General features: G+C 38.0%; 14 protein-coding genes, 1 tRNA gene and 1 riboswitch. Of the genes, 10 read left to right on the top strand and 5 right to left on the bottom strand.

Annotated features, from left to right (window positions below; genetic code table 11):
• Positions 1-27 precede the first annotated feature (27 nt).
• On the bottom strand, positions 28-1101 hold the full coding sequence (locus tag EO766_RS01415) for an acyl-CoA reductase (RefSeq protein WP_287100633.1): 1074 nt from the start codon (positions 1099-1101) through the stop codon (positions 28-30).
• 18 nt (positions 1102-1119) lie between these two features.
• Between EO766_RS01415 and EO766_RS01410 the strand changes: the two genes are divergently transcribed.
• The 4 genes from EO766_RS01410 to EO766_RS01395 all read left to right on the top strand — a co-directional run bounded on the left by EO766_RS01410 (position 1120) and on the right by EO766_RS01395 (position 3980).
• On the top strand, positions 1120-1467 hold the full coding sequence (locus EO766_RS01410; RefSeq protein ID WP_218331020.1) for a 4Fe-4S dicluster domain-containing protein: 348 nt from the start codon (positions 1120-1122) through the stop codon (positions 1465-1467).
• A 326-nt stretch (positions 1468-1793) separates the two neighbouring features.
• The gene (locus tag EO766_RS01405; protein ID WP_287100632.1) at positions 1794-2780 is read left to right on the top strand and encodes a D-alanine--D-alanine ligase; all 987 of its coding nucleotides are present in this window, start codon (positions 1794-1796) and stop codon (positions 2778-2780) included.
• Between the two features lie 52 nt (positions 2781-2832).
• Positions 2833-3645, top strand: coding sequence for a PASTA domain-containing protein (locus EO766_RS01400; protein WP_075051766.1), 813 nt, complete (start codon positions 2833-2835; stop codon positions 3643-3645).
• Positions 3646-3671: 26 nt separating this feature from the next.
• Complete coding sequence (locus EO766_RS01395) at positions 3672-3980, top strand: rhodanese-like domain-containing protein (RefSeq protein ID WP_075051765.1); 309 nt, start codon at positions 3672-3674, stop codon at positions 3978-3980.
• A 57-nt stretch (positions 3981-4037) separates the two neighbouring features.
• On the opposite strand, the gene EO766_RS01390 is transcribed toward EO766_RS01395, so the two are convergent.
• On the bottom strand, positions 4038-6422 hold the full coding sequence (locus EO766_RS01390) for a TonB-dependent receptor (protein ID WP_075051764.1): 2385 nt from the start codon (positions 6420-6422) through the stop codon (positions 4038-4040).
• Between the two features lie 65 nt (positions 6423-6487).
• A riboswitch (TPP riboswitch) is annotated at positions 6488-6609 on the bottom strand.
• A 108-nt stretch (positions 6610-6717) separates the two neighbouring features.
• Between EO766_RS01390 and EO766_RS01385 the strand changes: the two genes are divergently transcribed.
• The 5 genes from EO766_RS01385 (at position 6718) to EO766_RS01365 (ending at position 10120) form a co-directional block, all read left to right on the top strand.
• Positions 6718-7443: a head GIN domain-containing protein gene (locus tag EO766_RS01385; protein WP_075051763.1), complete on the top strand. Its 726-nt coding sequence runs from the start codon at positions 6718-6720 to the stop codon at positions 7441-7443.
• Positions 7444-7500: 57 nt separating this feature from the next.
• Positions 7501-7572: transfer RNA gene (locus EO766_RS01380), tRNA-Met, on the top strand.
• A gap of 58 nt (positions 7573-7630) precedes the next feature.
• Positions 7631-8503, top strand: a complete 873-nt coding sequence (era, locus tag EO766_RS01375; protein ID WP_075051762.1) for a GTPase Era — start codon at positions 7631-7633, stop codon at positions 8501-8503.
• A gap of 30 nt (positions 8504-8533) precedes the next feature.
• The gene (gene der / locus EO766_RS01370) at positions 8534-9847 is read left to right on the top strand and encodes a ribosome biogenesis GTPase Der (protein ID WP_075051761.1); all 1314 of its coding nucleotides are present in this window, start codon (positions 8534-8536) and stop codon (positions 9845-9847) included.
• Positions 9848-9934: 87 nt separating this feature from the next.
• Entirely contained in the window at positions 9935-10120 is a 186-nt protein-coding gene (locus tag EO766_RS01365) for a hypothetical protein (RefSeq protein ID WP_068241051.1), read from the top strand.
• 59 nt (positions 10121-10179) lie between these two features.
• Here EO766_RS01365 and EO766_RS01360 read toward each other — a convergent pair whose 3' ends face one another.
• Positions 10180-11406: a 4-hydroxy-3-methylbut-2-enyl diphosphate reductase gene (locus EO766_RS01360; RefSeq protein ID WP_075051760.1), complete on the bottom strand. Its 1227-nt coding sequence runs from the start codon at positions 11404-11406 to the stop codon at positions 10180-10182.
• Between the two features lie 296 nt (positions 11407-11702).
• Here EO766_RS01360 and EO766_RS01355 point away from each other — a divergent pair, with 296 nt between their 5' ends.
• On the top strand, positions 11703-13241 hold the full coding sequence (locus EO766_RS01355; protein WP_287100631.1) for a glycoside hydrolase family 28 protein: 1539 nt from the start codon (positions 11703-11705) through the stop codon (positions 13239-13241).
• 2 nt (positions 13242-13243) lie between these two features.
• On the opposite strand, the gene msrC is transcribed toward EO766_RS01355, so the two are convergent.
• Entirely contained in the window at positions 13244-13720 is a 477-nt protein-coding gene (gene msrC / locus EO766_RS01350; RefSeq protein WP_075051818.1) for a free L-methionine (R)-S-oxide reductase MsrC, read from the bottom strand.
• Between the two features lies 1 nt (position 13721).
• Entirely contained in the window at positions 13722-15263 is a 1542-nt protein-coding gene (locus tag EO766_RS01345; protein WP_143439280.1) for a hypothetical protein, read from the bottom strand.
• Positions 15264-15315: the final 52 nt, after the last annotated feature.

Below are 15315 nucleotides of genomic sequence, written 5' to 3'. Positions count from 1 at the left end.
TATTTTCTGTTAGTGAACTCAAAAAAATTATAACACGTTTTGGTTAACATGGTTGTAATTAGCAATGTTGTTTAAAAACAATAAGGTGTCTTCTCCATCGGCATAATCGTTCAGTGCCGGTTGTTGCGCATTTCCGAAAGGTACATCTTTTTTGCTAACAATGCATTGTACATCGTTGTTTCGTTGCAATGTTTTTTTCAATTCCTGTGCATTGCTGTAATAACCGTAGTGTATTTGTGCAATGGGAGAGAAGAGTGTTTCTTTTTCTACCAGCAGCACCGATTCATTGGTCATATAATACTGATTGCTCATAATTAATACAGCCAGTTGGTAATCATAATTGTGTTTGTATTTATGAAAATCCATATAATAATCGTATTGCTTCAAGGCTTGCAGCAGAGGGATGAAATCATAATTTTCCGGAACATAAATTTTGGTAACATTTCTGCATCCCAAACCAAAATACAATTGAATGTCTGAGGCCAGGGCAGCAAGTTCCTCTTTTGTTTCCTCACCGGTTAACAGTGCTACAGAGGTTCTGTTGCGGCGTATAATGTGCGGATATTTTCCAAAATAATAGTCAAAATACCGGCTACTGTTATTGCTGCCTGTGGCAATATAGGCATCACAGCCTTTTAATTGTGGCGCAATAGTGATGCTATCTTTCAGTGAAGGCTCAAAGACAAATAATTTTTGTATCAGGTGGGTGATCAGTACTTCATCTTTTGAAGAAGGTTTAATAATGGCATTGTGCCCGCTGATGCATACACATAAAAAATCATGAAACCCAACCAATGGAATATTACCAGCCATTACAATACCAATATTTTTGGGGCTTGCATTGTGTTGGGCAATATCGTATTGCTGTACCCAGGCGGCTAATTTATCTTCCTGTAAAAAAGCGGTACAAATATTTTCAATGGCTGTATCAATAAATTCGGGTAAAAACCAGAGATTTTTTTCGGCAGCTATTTTTTTTATAGCTTGCCATTCTGCCTCATTTGCCTGCATATAGGCGCCTAATTTGCTCAATGCGATAATTCTTTGTGCTAAATCCATTTGTTGAATTGCTTTTGCGTTTAAATTTGTTACATCTTTCAAAAATTCAAAATTACACTTATGGCCATTAAAATTACAGATGAATGTATTAATTGCGGTGCCTGTGAGCCCGAATGCCCCAATAATGCTATTTACGAAGGCGGTGTTGAATGGGCAATTGCCGATGGAACTACTGTAAAAGGCACGTTTACTTTAATGGACGGTACTGCTGTGGATGTAGAACAACGCTTTCCACCCATATCAACCGATACCTATTATATTGTTCCCAATAAATGTACGGAGTGTCAGGGTTTTCATGAAGAGCCCCAATGCGCCTCTGTTTGTCCGGTAGATTGTTGCGTACCCGATGAAATGTATCAGGAAACAGTAGAAGGGCTGCTTGCTAAAAAAGACCGTTTGCATATTTAACATTTGTGCATATTTTTTTGTAGAAAAAAATTTGTCATTTTCTACAAAAGCATATTAACTTTATAAGGTCAATCAAATGCTACTGAAAAGTAACATTCTGTAACGGTGGGTGATATTTCCCGCCAGCGTGAGGTGAAGAAGCTATAGGTTTCTTCACCTTTTTTGTAGCCGATTGGTGCTGAGCATAGCTGCTGATTCTCCAACTCGTATCCATTGTAAACATAGAATAGTTGCTATATTTGGCGTATACATGTAAAAAAGGTAATTGGGTTGGCCTTTTAATACACATGATAATTGCAAATGGTAAAAAGTATTAATCATAATATATGAAGAAAAAGATTGCTTTGGTTACGGGCGGATATAGTCGCGAGGCGGAAATAAGTTATAAAAGCGCTAAAACAATAGAAACGCATATCAATCGCTCATTATACGATGTGTTTGTGATTGATATTACTCCGGCAGGATGGTGGTATATTCCATCCAATGGTCAACAACAGCCAGTGAACAAAGCCGATTTTACTATTCAGGAATCGGGTACTACCATTCATTTTGATGCCGTTTTATTTTGTATACACGGCACACCCGGCGAGGATGGTAAAATGCAGGGCTATTTTGATATGCTACATCTGCCTTATACTAGTTGTGATGCTGCTACATCGGCCATTACCTTTAATAAACGGTATACCGTTGCTGTAGTAGCATTCAGTGGCATTTCGGTTGCCAAAAGCATGCATGTATTTCATCATACACCGGTAACTGCAACTGAAATTTTGCAAACCATACAATTGCCTGTGTTTATTAAACCCAATAATGGTGGCAGTAGCATTGGTATGAGTAAAGTGAATGATGCGGCCGAACTAATGCCCGCTATTGAAAAAGCATTCCAAGAAGACAATCAGGTGTTGGTAGAAGAATATATTGCCGGCCGTGAATTTACCATTGGGGTATTTAAATCTGAAGGAAACATTATTGTATTGCCCATTACAGAGGTGATGACCGAAAAAGATTTTTTTGATTTTGAAGCAAAATACCATGGAAAAAGCAAGGAAATTACGCCGGCCATTATACCTGCCGAATGGCAAAACAAATTAGAAGCAGCAGCAAGAAAGGTTTATGAAGTGTTGAATTGCCGCGGTATTGTACGAATGGATTTTATTTTTAATGCAGCCAGGCAAGCGCCTTATTTGTTAGAAGTGAACACAATACCCGGACAAAGTGAAGCGAGTATTGTACCCCAGCAGGTTAAAACAATGGGGTGGAGCTTGCAGGAATTTTATACCCGATTAATTGAGGAGGCTTTTAACAAATACTAAATGGCTTTTACCCTTCAAATCAATTATTTTCACTGAACCAACTAAAAATATCGTGTTTAAATTCATTACGCGTAAGCCTCTTTGGGTAAATATTATGGCAGCCATTGGCATTGTATTGGTTGCGCTGTTTGTTTTCATTGAAATGTTGTCGTTTATAACCCAACATAATAAAACCGAAAAAGTACCCTCTGTAATTGGGCAAAATATAGATGCTGCACGACAAGCTTTAACCGCAAAGGGTTTTCATGTGCAGGTAATCGATTCAGTGTATGATAATACCATTGGGGCATTGGCTGTGGCCAAACAAAGTCCAGATGCCGATGCACAGGTTAAACTGGGGCGTACTATTTATTTAACCGTGAATCGGGCATCAGCACCCGAAGTATCTATGCCCAACTTAATCGGTTTTTCCATTAAAAGTGCACAAATGTATTTGCAAACCCTTGGGTTAAAAATGGGTGATACTACTTATAAACCGGATATTGCCCGTAATGCTGTGTTAGAGCAACGGTATAATGGAAGCAGCATTAAGCCCGGCACCAAATTGCCCGTGGGCAGCGTTATTAGTTTTGTGTTAGGCAGCGGTATTGGCAGTGGTGAATACCAGGTGCCCGATTTAATTGGACTCACTTTGGCACAGGCACGTAACCAGTTGAATGCTTTAAATATTAATATTGGTTCAATTGTACCCATGGATAATGTGTCTGATACATTGAATGCTTTTATTGTGAAACAAATTCCGGAAGTATTTACCGAAGTATCACCGGGAACCAAAGTGCATAATGTAATTCATCAGGGACAGGTGATAGATGTATTTATCAGTAGTACACCACCACCCGCAAGAGATTCTGCCTTGCGCTACTAAACTATCATTCACTAATTTATAAAAATATGAAAGTACTTTCAGTAGATGACTTAAAAATGAAAATTGAAAATGGCGAACCGGTAAACCTGATAGATGTGCGGGAACCGCATGAAAATGCAGAATTTAATATTGGTGGAATTTTACTGCCTTTAGGCAAAGTACAAACCATGCAAATTGAAGCGATTGAAGATTTAAAAGAGGAACCTATTATTGTGTATTGCAGAAGTGGCAACAGAAGCATGCAGGCTGCCATGATATTAGAGCAATTAGGTTTTAGTGATGTTACCAATTTAGCCGGTGGTATGCTGGCATGGGAAGATAAATTTGGCCGATAAAAAAGAGGTTAGCTTGATGAACCAGCTAACCTCCTTTGTTGAATTTGTGTACAATCTTTATAAAAAAATATTCACAGCCATCATAAAATTGGTGCCGGCCATGGGGAAATAATTATTATCGGTGTACAACTGATTGTTGCTGATGTAACTATAGGTATAACCGTTGGGCTGGTATAATTTATTGAATACATTATTCACCTGCAGAATAAAATTCCATTCCTTAAATACTACATTCTTTACACTATAACTGGTGCGAACGGTTTCAGTAAAAAAGCCGGGCAAACTTCTGTTTTCGGTTTGGGTATTATCCATATACTGTTTGCTTACATATTTGCTTAACAAACTAAGGGTAACATTTTTTGCAGGAATAATATTGATGGTAACACCACCAATAATATCGGGCGAAAAAGAAATATCTGTATTGTTGTGTTGCACGGCATTTTGTCCGCCGGTATCATAATTGTCTATATACTCGGTAAAGCTTTTTATTTTATTTCTGCTAAAACTCAAATTAGCTTGCGCATTTAGCCATTCATTAAATACATATGCACCTTGTAATTCAATTCCCATTCTGTAACTGTTCGGAACATTAATGCGGGTATAAGCACCTACATCGTTAATAATACCGGTTAACACCAATTGGTTTTTGTACAACATATAATACAGATTGGCGCTATAATTAAAACGGCTATTTTTTCTGGCAACGCCTAACTCAAAATCGTGTAGGGTTTCTGCTACGGGCTGATTTTGTAAACTGGCCTGAAAATCATCTCTGTTGGGTTCTTTATTACCCAAGGCATAACTGAAATAGGCCTGCCAACTATTGTGGCTGTAGGTAATACCTGCTTTCGGATTCACAAAGTGAAAAGTACGGTTTACATCTAAATTGCCATTGCCTTCAAAGCCCTGCATATTGTGGGTAACGGTACGGTATTGCACATCGGCAAAACTATACCAGTACTTTGCAAAATTGTGTTGCCATTTGGTATACACATTGATGTCGGTTTTTACTGCAGGATAATAATAATACTGATAGTTGGGCTCTGTTACACCATATTGTGCCCATATTACATTACCGAAATGGTTGCCTTCATACCGCGTCCATCCACCACCAATAGTGAGTTCATCTTTGGCGTTTTTGTATTGCAGTGAGGCAATTTGCCCGTAAAAATGGTTGCTTAACCAGCGGCGGCGAATTAAATCGGTTGAATCAAGTACCGTATTGCCCACGATAAATGGCGATAAACCATAATCACTAAAATTTTGCGCGGCTTTGTATTCTTCATAATAACCCCGGCCATAAGTCATGAATAAAGCTGTATTAAAATTCCAACGATTGTTGATTTCCTGATTCAGAAATAGCTGATAGTGGTCTTGCTGGTAATTGTCGGTTTCGTTGGCGTATGGTGCTCCGGGTTTTTCTGTTCCGGCGGGATTGTAGGTTCTGTCTTTTGCCAACAGGGTATCGGGTACGCCGTACCAGGCCTGATAAGTTTTTTCTTTTCCGGAGAAAATATTAAAACGAATGGAAGTTTTTTTGTTGATATAAGCGGTAGAAAGTGCAAATGATTGCAGCAGTGAGCTGGCACGGTCAATATACCCATCGCTGCTGATTTTGCTCAAACGGGCATCAACGGTAAAATGTCCATTCAATAAACCACTACCCACTTTCAATGTATTTTTCCAGGAGTTGAAAGAGCCATAACTATTATTGACTTCAGCATAAGGCTTTTCATGAAATTCGTTGGTAGAAAGGTTGATGGTAGCGCCAAATGCACCAGTGCCGTTGGAGGAAGTACCTACGCCACGCTGAATTTGAATGCTATTGAGCGATGAAGCAAAATCAGGTAAATCCACCCAATAAGTACCCTGGCTTTCTGCATCATTATAAGGAATACCATTAAGGGTAACATTTATTCTCGTAGCATCTGTACCTCTGATGTGGATATCGGTATAGCCAATGCCATTGCCGGCATCTGAGTTTACAAACACAGAAGGGGTTTGGTTGAGGAGGAATGGAATATCCTGTCCCAGATTGGTTTTGGCAATTTCCTGTTCATTGATATTGGTAACTGCAAATGGTGCTTTACTGCCTGCGCGGATGGCCTTCACTTCTAAAGGCTGTAGGAATAATGGAATGTTGGTTAAAGTAATTTCTAACTTTTGTCCTTCCTGAGGTATTTGAATGGTACGCTTGTACACTTCAAATCCAATGCTGTTTACAACAACGGTAGTATTGCCGGTTATCAGGTTCATGAAAATAAAATGGCCATCATCACCGGTAATGGTGGTTCTGTTTTGCGTTGTAATAGCAGCGCCTGCAACGGGTTTTTTGGTTTGTGCATCTACTACTACACCCGAAAGAAAAGCATGTTTTTTTATCTGGCTAAAGCTGTTAACATAACAAAGCAAAAATGCCAGCGTTCCCAAAAAGAATTTCATTTTTTTTTGATTAAATGGTTAAAAAATTTGGGAACAGGGAGCTGTGCTAATGGAGAGGCTGACTAAAATAAGCAGTACACCTTCCCTTCGCAGGAATTACCCTGTTCAGGTTCAACGGGTATTATCTCAGCCGGATGTTGTTGATGTGTTAACCCATCAAGGCAATCCAGCACCCCGGGGAAAATCTGCTGCAAAATTAATGCGTAAAAATTTAAAAAGGGTGTAACTTTTTTTGCAGTGCTGCGTTTCAATGTAAAAACTAACTTTTTTGTTTCATTTCTTTAAACAAATAACAATGAAAAAAATAATGTTGATGCTGGTAACCCTTCTGTCGCTTTCTTTTGTAAAAGGGCAGGAAGTTAAAAATTTGGTGTATGATGCCAATGCCGAAGTACGGAAGGTGGGCAATTTTTCCGGATTAGATGTTTCCGGTGCTGTTACGGTGTACCTTTCACAAGGTAATACTAATGCCGTTGCCATTAGTGCCGATGGGGGCGATAAAGCAAAAATTATCACTGAAGTAAAAAATGATGTATTGCACATTTATACGGAAAGTGGTTTTTGGAACAAATGGAATTGGAGCGATAAAAAAATTAAAGCTTATGTAACAGTTACTGATTTAAATAAAATTGTGCTTTCAGGAGCCAGCCAGTTGAATATTGTTGATCAATTAAAAGGAAATGCTTTAAAATTAAAAGCAACCGGTGCCAGTTATGTAAAAGGCAGTTTTAATGTAGCTGAATTATCCATTAACTTAAGCGGAGCATCCAATGCAACAATGAAAGGAAAGGTAGGAACTTTAAATGTAGATGTTAGCGGCGCCAGTGTAATAAAAGGTTATGATTTAACCGTAGCCAACTGCGATGTATCTGCTTCCGGCGCATCGAATGTTCGTGTAAATGTAGAAAAAACTTTTACCCGATTAGAAGCCAGTGGTGCCAGCAGTATACGATATAAAGGCAATCCCGTTATTCAAAATATTCAGTCGAGCGGCGCATCTTCCATTCAAAAAGCAGACTAATGTTAAATTAGTTTTGGCAGTTCACCTTGCTAACCTTAATTTTGCAACTTATTAAATCGCGAGGTAGAGCAGCGGTAGCTCGTCGGGCTCATAACCCGAAGGTCGGAGGTTCGATTCCCCCCCTCGCAACTAAAACTTTAAAAGCCTCAATTCGTGAGGCTTTTAGTTTTTAAACACAGTTATCATCATGAAAGCGGGATTTGTAGGTATTTTTGGAAAACCCAATGCAGGTAAAAGCACATTACTCAACGCCTTATTGGGCGAGAAGCTGGCTATTGTTTCTGCAAAAGTGCAAACCACACGCCATCGTATCAAAGGGTTTTTAAGCAAACCCGGCGAATACCAAATTGTATTTTCAGATACACCCGGCATCATTGAAGCCAAATACAAATTGCACGAAAAAATGATGGGTGCAGTGAAAAGTGCATTGGAAGATACGGATGTGGCCATTTTATTAGCAGATGTTACCGACGATTTGGAAAGTTGCGATGCCCTGTTTCAATCGCTGCATTTAAAAGTGCCTGTTATTGTGGTGTTGAATAAAAAAGATAAGGTGGGCAAAGAAGTGTTGCAAAATGCCATTCATTTCTTTGAATCAAAACCTTATGCTAAAAAAGTGTTGGCCATTGCAGCATTGCAGCAGCAAAAAACCGATGAACTGGTCAATTCAATCGTTGAATTTTTGCCCGAAGGAGAACCTTTTTATCCCGAAGATGAATTAAGTGATTTACCCACCCGTTTTTTTGTGAGTGAATTAATCCGGGAAAAAATTTATACTTTGTTTGAAGAGGAAATACCTTATCATGTGGCGGTACTGGTAAACGAGTTTAAAGAAAAAGAACACTTAATTAAAATACAGGCCGATATTATTGTAAACAGAGATACCCAGAAATCGATCATCATTGGGCATCAGGGTAATAAAATAAAAGAAATTGGAACTTTGGCCAGAAAAGATATAGAGGCCTTCTTAGGCGGAAAGGTATTTTTAGAATTATTTGTAAAAGTGCGGCCAAAATGGCGGGATAATGATTTGTTTTTGAAAGAATTTGGCTATCATTAAAAATTTAACCATCTGTAAAAAATGTGAATTATGGGCTATACAGTAGCAATTGTAGGCAGACCAAATGTGGGGAAAAGTACACTGTTTAACCGTTTATTAGAACAGCGCAAAGCTATTGTAGATGATATTAGCGGCGTAACCCGCGACCGGCAATATGGTATTTCTGAATGGGCCGGCAAAACCTTTAATGTAATTGATACCGGCGGTTTTGTGCCCGATTCGCAGGATGTATTTGAAAAAGAAATTCGTAAGCAGGTGCAAATTGCCATTCAGGAAGCCGATACTATTGTTTTTATGGTAGATGTTGCCGTGGGCATTACCGATTTAGATGATGCCATGGCGCATTTGCTGCGGCAGGCAAAAAAACCAGTGTTTCTAACTGTGAATAAAGTTGATAATGGGCAGCGCGAATTAGAAGCCGCCGAATTTTATCGTCTGGGTTTTGATACCATTTATACCATCAGCAGTATCAGTGGAACGGGTACCGGCGAATTATTAGATGCCATTGTGGCCAATATACCTGAAGTGCTTGATGAAAAGGAAACAACAGAAAAAACAATTCCCAAATTAGCCATTATAGGGCAGCCGAATGTGGGTAAATCTTCATTACTGAATGCTTTGCTGGGTGAAGAAAGAACCATTGTAAGTGATGTTGCCGGAACCACCCGTGATACCATTCATACTCATTACAACTTATTCAATAAAGAATGTATACTAATTGATACCGCCGGTATTCGGAAAAAAAACAGCGAGAAAGACGATTTAGAATTTTATTCTGTAATCCGTGCCATTAAAGCCATGGATGAAGCCGATGTTTGTTTGATTGTAATTGATGCACAAAAAGGTATTACTGCTCAGGATGTATCGTTATTTAGTTTAGCTACCCGTAAAGGAAAAGGTGTAGTAGTAGTAGTTAATAAATGGGATTTGATGGAAAAAAACACTAATACTGCCCGTGATTATGAGAAAAAACTAAAAGAAAAAATTGCGCCATTTACCGATGTGCCCGTTTTGTTTATTTCAGCATTAGAAAAAACAAGGTTACTAAAAGTGCTGGAAGCCGGTATGGCGGTATTTGAAAGTAAGCAACAAAAAATTGCTACATCCAAACTAAATGAAGTAATGCTAAAAGCGGTTGAAGCTTACCATGCACCGGTAGTGCGGGGGCATACCGTAAAAATAAAGTATGTAACCCAGTTGCCAACTCATGTGCCTTCTTTTGCTTTTTTTACTAATTTTCCGGATGATATTAAAATGCCGTACAAAAATTATCTGGAAAATCAGCTCCGTGCACACTTTAATTTTAAGGGAGTACCCATTAGAATTTTCTTTCGGAAAAAATAAATAACAAAAAATATCGTTAAATTTTGTGTATTTTAAGCGTGAAGCCTATATTTGCGCAAATTTTAAAATTTTAAAAAAACAAGTACAATGAAAAAATTATTAGCTCTTTTAGCAATCGCAGGTTTTGTAGCTTGCAACAGCGGTGAAAACAAAGAAGCAAAAGCAGATTCTACAGCAACAACTGCTCCTGCTATGGACACAACCATGAAACATGACAGCATGCCAGCTATGGATACTGCTAAAAAAGCAATGGACACTACTAAAAAAATGTAGTTCTTATCTTTTGCAGATATTGAAGAAACCCCCCGGATTCATTTCAGGAGGGTTTCTTGTTATTGAAAAGCAGTGCGAACTGCTTCCATTGTTTTGGCGCCGGGGAAAAATGATACCAGCCTTTCTATTACTGCTTCTACAATATTATCCGGACAACTTGCTCCGCTGGTAATTAAGATTTTAAGAGGTGTTTTGCCAGGTAAATAACCTGAAATGGTTTGGGTTGCTTTGGTTTGCCAGTTGCAATGCACTAAGTTTTGTGCATCTAATAATTTATTGGCACTATCAATAAAATAAGTAGGTAATTGCTGTTCGCACAATTCAACCAGGTGTGAAGTATTACTGCTTTTATAACCTCCTATAACAATAGCCAAATCGGCAGGAGTACGCAACATACCTGTTACTGCAGTTTGGTTATCGTTGGTAGCATAACACAATGTATCTCTGGTATCAGCAAATCTTTGTTGCATGGTAGCATCGGTTAATTGATATTTTACAATCATTACATTTTTTAAATAATCGGCTATGGCCTGGGTATCGGTAGCTAATTGTGTGGTTTGATTTACTACGCCAATTTTCTGCAAATCCTTTTCCACATCAAAACCTTCAGAGAAATGCCCTTTGAATACTTCATAAAATTCTGCAGCGGGTCTGCTGCCGGTTATAAATTCTCCCAATATAATGGCTTCCCGCATATCACTAATAATTAATGTGGCTGTATTGGCAGCTGCATGCGAAAAAGTAGCCCTTGTTTCTTCATGCTTTGGTTTGCCGTGAATAATAATGGTATAACCTTTTTGTGCAATCTGTTCACTTCGGTTCCATACTTTTTCTACAAAAGGGCAGGTAGTATTGTATTGTGCTGTTTCAATTCCTTTTTCGTGTAATATTTTTTCAATGGCCAGCGTGGTACCAAAAGCCGGAATTAAAACAATATCATCCTGTTTTAATTCATCAAAAGGAATCAGTTGGTTGCCCAAATTATCTTGCAGAAATAAAACACCTTCTGCCTTTAAATCGGTATTTACCTGTGGGTTATGAATCATTTCACTCAATAAAAATATGCGCTTGCCTTTATGTATTTCAATGGTTTTAAAGGCAATTTCAATGGCATTTTCAACGCCATAGCAAAACCCGAAATGGCGTGCCAGGTATATTTGTATCGGTCCAAAATCTAATAGGGTGGGTGTAAAATCCTTTTTCAGTTTATCTGCATTCTTCCTGTAATTTTTAATATGGCTGATTAAATTACTTCTATAAAATACCGGAACATTAAATTGCTTCATGCTTTATTCATTATGGGTTAATGCAGGTAATGTTTTTTCAAAAGTTTCAAAATATTCTTTAGTTGCTAATTGCTACTCCTGCTACAAATTTGATTAAAATGGTATAACCATTTAACTGCTGTAAAGTAGTAATATCATCCATGCAAAGGTACAATGTTCGGCTGCAATTTATGAGCACCTGTGCATTTCGTTTTCGGGAACGTTTCCGTAAAATTTTTTCTGTTCATCTTCAATGCATAATAGATTTGACTAAATTGGAATAACCGATTGCTCAAAAATGATATACAAACTTATTTATGAAAAAAACAATTTCTTTTCATTCCTTCTCAATACAATACAGGTTGTTGTTGATGGTAGTAATCTGCAGTTTATCAGTAGTAACCCAGGTAGCTGCACAGGATAAAACCATGGACGATTATCATAAACTGGCACCCTTTGCCATGCCGGAAGTACAATTACCGGTTTTTTCTGAAAACTGCTACCGTATTACAGATTTTGGTGCCATTGGCAATGGTCAGGCTTTGAATACCAGTGCCATTCAGCAAGCCATTGAAGCCTGCAGCAATGCCGGTGGTGGAACCGTGGTATTTCCACCGGGTTTATGGCTTACCGGACCTATTACGTTAAAAAGCAATATTCAATTGCATATTTCAACCGGTGCAGTTGTTTTATTTACACCTGATAGAAACAGTTATCCTATTATACCAGCATCAAAAAATACCATCAAAAATTTTATTGTACAGCCACCTGTTTATGGTTATAAACTAAAAAATGTGGCCATTACCGGAGGGGGTGTATTAGATGGTTCAGGAGAAGCCTGGAGGCCGGTAAAAAAATCGAAAGTTTCTGAGATTCAATGGAAATATTTTTTATCGGCAGGTGGTGTATTAAGTAAAGATGGGCAAATTTGGTGGCCATCTGAAGCGGCAATGAATGGCGATAAATATTTAAAATCGATCCGGAAAAAAGAAGCGCTAACGGCGGATGATTTTTTGCCGGCACGTGATTTTCTCAGACCCAAAATGGTGGTATTGGTGGATTGTGATAAAGTGTTGATAGATGGGCCTACTTTTAAAAACGCACCCAATTTTGTAATGAATCCGCAACATTGCACCAATCTGGTGATTAGAAATGTGCAGGTGAATAATGAATACTGGGCACAAAATGGGGATGGTATTGATATTAGTTCCTGTAAAAATGTTATGATTTACAAATGCACTGTTACGGCAGGTGATGATGGTATTTGTATGAAATCGAGCGGCGAAAAAACACCCGGTGTGACGGAGTTAGCCAATGTAATTATTGCAGATTGTATTGTATATCATGCACATGGTGGTTTTGTAATTGGCAGCAATACCGATGGTGGGATGCAAAACATTTTTGTAAACAATTGCAGCTTTATTGGCACTGATATGGGTGTAAGAGTAAAAAGTAATGCCGGCCGGGGCGGAACAGTAAAAGATATATATGTGCAGAATATTTATATGACTAATATAGTAAATGAGGCCATAGGGTTTGATACATATTATGAAGATATGCCTGCAGGAAAAGAAAAATCAACCTTACATGAACAACCCATGGATAAAGTGCCCAACTTTTCAAACTTTTATTTTCAGAACATTTATTGTAATGGTGCTGCCACAGCAATCAGTATTAAGGGAATGCCTGATGCATTGATTCGGCAATTACATTTTAAAGATATGGTCATAGCAGCCAAATCAGGCTTTGCCTGCGAAAATGCAACAGACCTGTTTTTGGAAAATGTACACATTATTACCGGTAAACAACCTGTTTTTGAAACCAATGGTTGTAAAAATATTCAAATAACAGAATAGGTTCAAGTAAGCGGTATTAACTGCACAATTTGTTCCAGATACAACCTGTCTGTTTCATCGAATTGTGAAACAGTTTTTGCATCTGCATCCAACACACCCATAACAGCACCTTTATGCAAGATTGGAACTACAATTTCTGATTGTGATAAACTACTGCAGGCAATATGTCCTGGAAAAGCATTTACATCCGAAACAACAATGGTGGCTGCCTGTTGCCAGCTGGTGCCACAAACGCCACGGCCTTTGCGTATGCGTGTACAGGCAATGGGCCCCTGAAAAGGCCCTAAAACCAGTTCATCATTTTTTACCAGATAAAACCCCACCCATAACCAGTTAAATTGTTCTTTTAACATGGCAGCTATATTGGCTAAATTGGCAATTAAATCAGTTTCTCCCTCAATAATGGCTGCTATTTGTGGTAGCAAAGTATTGTATTGTTCTGTTTTACTTCCTGTTGCTTTTATAAAATTTTCTGCCATATTATGGTATTGAATCTTTTTGAACGAATGGTTTATTTAATGGAATGCATTTGTAAATAATTCCATCTGAAAATGTATGCATCGGTATGCATTGTTTTACTTTATTCATTTCATTATGTTCTATCAAATCAGGGTTGTCGCCACTATTCAGCCAAATAACATACAAAGCATTAGTTTGTAAAAACACATTGAGTTCATTTTCGTGGGTTAGTTCGGGTAAGGTTTTTACTTTTTTTCCGGTAAAATAATAAATGGCAGCATAGTCATTACTGTATAAAGGAATGGTAGCAGTATCTGTAAATGGAGAAGTTTTTAAAAAATGCAATATATCAGATGATTGCCAGTAATCTTCCGCATAACCTCCAATACCCGCTTCATGATTGTTTTTTAAAGTAGTATAGCCATTCTTTAAATTGCCTATGAAAGCAAATAAGGCCAGTAATCCGGCCAGAATCATGGTTGTTCTGGATGATTTTTTGGGGGCATTGATCATTTGAGGAATTCCGGCACCAATGATTAAAAAAAATGGAATGGCAACTGGGGCCAACAAGCGATTATTGATATCATCATAATTAGAAAATGTAGAAGAAAGAATAATAAACAACACATATATCAGAAGAAAAGCTTCAGCAATGACAGTAAAACCTATTTCCTTTTTTTGATGAAAGATGGCTGTATACAAATAAATTCCTGTGATGATGATTAATAAAATACCCAGCAACAACGCAAAAAGCATGGATGGATGATTAGAGCCCAGCCATCCTGCCAGTACATTGCCATATAGCTGCATGTTTTCAATAAAGCCTGTATCTGCCGGTAATCGTTTACCGGTTAAATATCCCGACTGTAGTATGTTCGATAACAAATTAATACACAAAAAACTACTGCTGATGCATCCAAACAAAATGGTATGCATCCATCTTTTTGTCCAGTTGGAATGTGTTGCAAACAGCAACAAAAAGCAACCTGTTGCAATTAAGGTAATACCTGCATAACGCGTAATGGCGGCAAAACCGGCAATAACAGCAGCAAATAATAAATTTTTAAAATCAGCGTGATGCATATAACGCTGTTGTACTACAATAAACAACATTACCAGAAAAATAAACAGTGTTTCAGACCAAAGCATGGTATACACCTCCAAAAGTGCAGGGTTGGTTATCAGCAACAGCAGTATAACATTTTTGTATATACGATTTTTCATCCTTGCATTTTCTAAAATATACCCTGCTATATAAATATTACCGGCAAATAAAATAGCGGTGAGGTAGGGAGCAACCACAACAATATCCTGCTGTGTTAGCAACATTATCAAATGTAAAAAATAAGGAAAGGCAACCGGAAACATGGTAAGCGGTTTGCCATCAAACTGCAGAAAGCCATTGCCCAACGTAAGATTTCTGGCTACGCTGGTATACATAATTGAGTCGGGCGAAATACCAATGCCACCATGTTGCGTTAGTAACAATACAAAGTAAAATGCCAGTGCTGCAGCAATACAAGTGTCAATATGTTGTTTCAAAAATTGAACAATAAGTTTCAATGCTTTGTTTTTTGGGGTTATAACGCTGTAAAATAATGGTATATGATTATTT

Origin of the sequence: Hydrotalea sp. AMD (assembly GCF_004100315.1) — a bacterium.
Lineage (GTDB): Bacteria > Bacteroidota > Bacteroidia > Chitinophagales > Chitinophagaceae > Hydrotalea > Hydrotalea flava.
The sequence above is the reverse complement of the archived record's forward strand: the minus strand, read 5'-3'. Positions and strand labels throughout refer to the sequence as shown.

Bases quoted from the DNA above. Each gene is read 5' to 3' on its own strand.
- EO766_RS01360 (WP_075051760.1), bottom strand. From the start codon at position 11,406: ATGAAGCAATTTAATGTTCCGGTATTTTATAGAAGTAATTTAATCAGC.
- der (WP_075051761.1), top strand. From the start codon at position 8,534: ATGGGCTATACAGTAGCAATTGTAGGCAGACCAAATGTGGGGAAAAGT.
- EO766_RS01385 (WP_075051763.1), top strand. From the start codon at position 6,718: ATGAAAAAAATAATGTTGATGCTGGTAACCCTTCTGTCGCTTTCTTTT.
- EO766_RS01395 (WP_075051765.1), top strand. From the start codon at position 3,672: ATGAAAGTACTTTCAGTAGATGACTTAAAAATGAAAATTGAAAATGGC.
- EO766_RS01365 (WP_068241051.1), top strand. From the start codon at position 9,935: ATGAAAAAATTATTAGCTCTTTTAGCAATCGCAGGTTTTGTAGCTTGC.
- EO766_RS01390 (WP_075051764.1), bottom strand. From the start codon at position 6,422: ATGAAATTCTTTTTGGGAACGCTGGCATTTTTGCTTTGTTATGTTAAC.
- EO766_RS01355 (WP_287100631.1), top strand. From the start codon at position 11,703: ATGAAAAAAACAATTTCTTTTCATTCCTTCTCAATACAATACAGGTTG.
- EO766_RS01405 (WP_287100632.1), top strand. From the start codon at position 1,794: ATGAAGAAAAAGATTGCTTTGGTTACGGGCGGATATAGTCGCGAGGCG.
- msrC (WP_075051818.1), bottom strand. From the start codon at position 13,720: ATGGCAGAAAATTTTATAAAAGCAACAGGAAGTAAAACAGAACAATAC.
- EO766_RS01410 (WP_218331020.1), top strand. From the start codon at position 1,120: ATGGCCATTAAAATTACAGATGAATGTATTAATTGCGGTGCCTGTGAG.
- era (WP_075051762.1), top strand. From the start codon at position 7,631: ATGAAAGCGGGATTTGTAGGTATTTTTGGAAAACCCAATGCAGGTAAA.